The organism is Kitasatospora sp. MY 5-36 (assembly GCF_001182915.1).
Classification (GTDB): domain Bacteria; phylum Actinomycetota; class Actinomycetes; order Streptomycetales; family Streptomycetaceae; genus Kitasatospora.
Window position 1 is genome coordinate 1 of record NZ_LFVW01000865.1, and the last position, 3,732, is coordinate 3,732.

At 75.6% G+C, this 3,732-nt stretch carries 2 protein-coding genes; both read right to left on the minus strand.

The annotated features are described in order from the left end of the window. Positions 1-589, minus strand: a 589-nt coding sequence (locus AE652_RS37390; RefSeq protein WP_049659710.1) for a DUF4255 domain-containing protein, incomplete at its 3' end; no start/stop codon positions are given. Next, on the minus strand, positions 586-3,732 hold a 3,147-nt coding region (locus AE652_RS37395; protein ID WP_049659712.1), incomplete at its 5' end, for a DUF11 domain-containing protein. The genes AE652_RS37395 and AE652_RS37390, both read right to left, overlap by 4 nt.

The following is a 3,732-nucleotide window of genomic DNA, read 5'->3' on the forward strand; positions in this document are numbered from 1 at the left end:
CGGGCGGCGGGCCCGCCGGGGTGGTGTCGCCGGCGCGCAGCACCAGCCCCTCGGTGACGGGCGGTCCGGCCGGGGTGCGTCCGCCGGGCAGCGGGGCGAGCACCCGCAGGTCGACGGAGGGCCGCAGCTCCCCGCCGAGCGAGGACCAGACGTCGGACACCGACGGCAGGCCGGTGTCGCGCCCCGCGATGTCCAGTCCGACGGTCAGTCCGAGTTCGGCGAGCGTGCCGGTGAGCAGCCGGGCTGGCAGCGTGTCGGTGGCGGTCAGGCACTGCAACACCTCGGCGAGCAGCCGGTGTTCGTCCTGCGGCCGGTTGGTCCAGGCGGTGACCAGGTAGGCCAGTTCGAACCAGCGGGGCGCGGGGCGGTGGCCGGTCACCAGGCCGTCCGCGTCGTGCTCCGCGACGGTGCCGGCCTGTCGGCGGCCGGTGTCCTCGCGGAGCCCGTACAGGAAGACGCTGACGGTGGGGGCGTTGCGCCGGGCGGCGAAGTCCCGGGTGGGGGCGTCGAAGACGACCTCGATGCCTCGTTCGGGCAGCCCGGTCTCGGCGAGCAGCTGCCGCAGCGCCTCGTCGACCTCGTGGATCACCGGCGCTCCACCTCCCCGGGCGGGCCGATGCTGCCCTCGACGACGAGGAAGGGGCAGGTCACCGGGGAGAATCCGGGGCCTTCGGCGGTGATGGTGCGCGGCCCGGTCTCGTCCTTGGGGAGGATGAGCAGCTGGCCGGCGAAGGTCCCGTCGCCCTTCGGGCGGGTGGGGGCGGCCTCGGCGGTGATGCCGGGCTGCCAGGTGAACCGGACGGGTGCGCCGGGCGGGAAGTCCACGCCGCGCACCGAGGTGACGAAGCCGGGCTTGCCGATCGGCGGCACCGCGACGATGCGGGGCTGGAGGATGCGCAGCGGGGTGCTGGCCCGGTACGGTCCGGGGGTGGCGTCGGTGCCGGTGGTGGTGAGCTCGGCGGTGATGGTGGTGTCCAGCGCCGCGACGGGTGAGAGCACCACCCGGACGACCGCGCTGCGGCCCGGGGCCAGGTCGCTCACCGTGCAGGTGCCGTTGCGGCAGCCGGGGGGCAGGGCCCCGGTGGGCACGCCGACGGGCAGGCCGAGGGTGAGGCGCAGTCCGGTGGCACGGGCCTGGCCGGTGTTGCGCACGGTGTAGCTGACGGTCACGCGGCCGCCGACGTAGCCGGGGTTGGGCTGGGCGCCGACCGTGATCTCCGGACCGGCCTGCGGCGGCGGTGCCGGGGCGGGCGCCGGGGGCGGCGGCGGTGCGGGGCTGGGCGTCACGGTCGGGGGCGGGGTCGGGGTGGGTGTGGGCGTCGGTGTCGGGGTGGGCGTCGCGGTCGGCGAGGGGGTCGGGCTCGGGCTCGGCGAGGGAGTCGACGGTTCCAGTACCGGCAGGAAGGTCCGGGCGGAGTCGTCGTCGGGGTACGGGTCGACGACCGTCCCGGTGACGGTCCAGCCGAAGTCCGGGACGCCCGGCCGGGTGCCGACCAGGGTGGCCTTGATCCGGACCACCTGGCGCGGGGTCAGGGTGCCGAGTTCGCAGCGCAGGGCGGCCGCGTCGCACGTCCCGGTCGGGGTGGTCAGCTTGTCGAGCCGGGCGCCGGTCGGCACCGAGACGGTGAGGGCGGTGCCGGGTGAGGGCGCGGGGCCCTTGTTGGTGACGGTGACGGTCACCTCGGTGCTGCCGTCGACGGGGACGGCCGGGGTCCGCTCGGGCACGCTGACCGCCAGGTCGACGGACTGCTGGACGGCCGGCTCCTTCTGGCGGCCCGGCAGCCGCCAGTCGAGTTCGGTGAGCTTCGCGCTGGCGAAGTCGTAGACCTTGAGCCCCTCCGGTGAGTTCGGCGGCGCGGCGCGGCGGGAGGTCAGGACCAGCTGCGCGCTGTTCGCCGTCCAGGCGACGTCGCGGGGCTGGAAGGGCCCGATGGTGGGGCGGTCGGGCAGCGGCCGGGTGCAGGCGCCCTGGCCGAGCCCGGTGGGCACGACCACCGTGCAGTCCTCGCCGGTCGGCGAGGTGACGACGACGCCGTCCTGCTGGTTGTTCCCGCCGTCACCGGCCTTGCGGTTGAAGGCGATGCGGCGGCCGTCGGGGGCGAAGGCGGGGCTGTCGTCGATGACGTCGCAGCTGCCCGGGCAGGCCGTCCGGCTGAGGTCGGTCTGCCGGGTGAGGTCGTCGGCGGTGACGGTCCAGACGTGCAGGTTGCCGGCGTTCCCGTTGACCACCGCCGTCCGGGAGAAGGCGATCAGCTTGCCGTCGGGGGACCAGAACGGCTGGCCGTCGGAGGCACCCTGCTGGCCGGCCGGCGGCTGGACGGTGCCGACGATCTTCCCGGTGGCGACCTCGGCGATCAGCACCCGCCCGGGCCGGGCCGGGTCCTGGCCGGTGGCCGGGGCGCTGCGGCTGAACACGATCAGCCGGCCGTCCGGGGAGATCGACGGGTCGGTGTCGCGGTCGTTCGGGCCGCGTCCGGCGAGGTTCATCGGCTGCGGGTCGGCGCCGTCGCCGTCGGCGGTCCAGATCCGCTGGATCCGTCCGGCCGGGCCGTCCTCGTAGCGGGTGACCACGATCCGGCGGCCGTCGGGCGTGTAGGTCTGGCGCTCGTACCAGGGGTCGAAGCCGGGGCGGGGGTGGAACAGCGGGTCGGCGCCCGGGTCGGTGCTGGTGTTGTCGGCGGCGGCCGGGTCCTCGCGGAGCACGCTGATGCCGAGGTCGCGCGGGTCGGAGCCGTCGGGGAGGACGTCCTCGACGTCGGCGACGTTGGCGCCGGAGGCGCTGGTCTGCTCGACGACGGGGCCGCCCTCGGTCTGGGTGCCCAGCCAGGTCGGCGTGGCGATCAGCCGGTTGGCGCGGTAGAGCACCTTCGGCGCTTCGCAGTTGCAGGTCAGCGCCCGGTAGAGGTTCACCACCGGCGGCCGGGACGGGTCGGGCTGCGGGGTCGGGTCGTTGGGGTCGAGCAGGTCGGCGCTGAGGAAGAGCACCCCGCTGCCGTCGGCCAGCCAGCCGGCCGAGCCGGTCTTCCAGGCGGAGCCGGTGCCGGGGAAGAAGGCCTTCTCGCCGCCGGTGGGCGAGGTGAGGACCAGGGTGCGGCCCTGGGCGCCCTCGTCCCGGGTGTAGACGATCTCGTTGCGGTGGGCGTCGTCGTTCACCGGGTTCCAGGCCGGGTCGACGGCGTCCCCGCTGGTCACGCTGGTGACCTTGACGGGCGCGCCGCCCTCGAACGGCCTCAGGTAGATCTGACGGTGCGACGGTTCGCCGTCGCAGGAGTACGCGATCCACTTGCCGTCGGGCGAGACCGTCGGGTGGGTCTCGTCGGCCGCGCCCTCGGTGATCCGGCGCAGGCCGCTGCCGTCCCGGTTGACGGCCCACAGGACGTGCCGGGGGCCGGCGTCCCCGGCGCGGGGCTCCAGGGCCTCGAAGACGACGCCCTTGCCGTCGGGGGCGAGCGCGGGGTGGGCGGTGTCCATCCCGGTGGTGAGCCGGTGCACCGCGCCGGCCGCGTCGCGCAGGTACACCTGGGGCAGCGGGCCGTCCCGCAGGCTGGTGAAGACGAGTTCGCCGCCGCGGGCGGACGGGTCCCGGTCGAAGTGGATCGGGCCGGGCCCGAACAGCGGGGTGCTGTCCGTCATGCCGGTCACCCGGCCGAGGCCGCGGTGGTCGGTGCCGGCGAAGACGATCCGCCCGGCCGCCGGGTCGACCATCATCAACACCGGCATCGGCTGGCACGA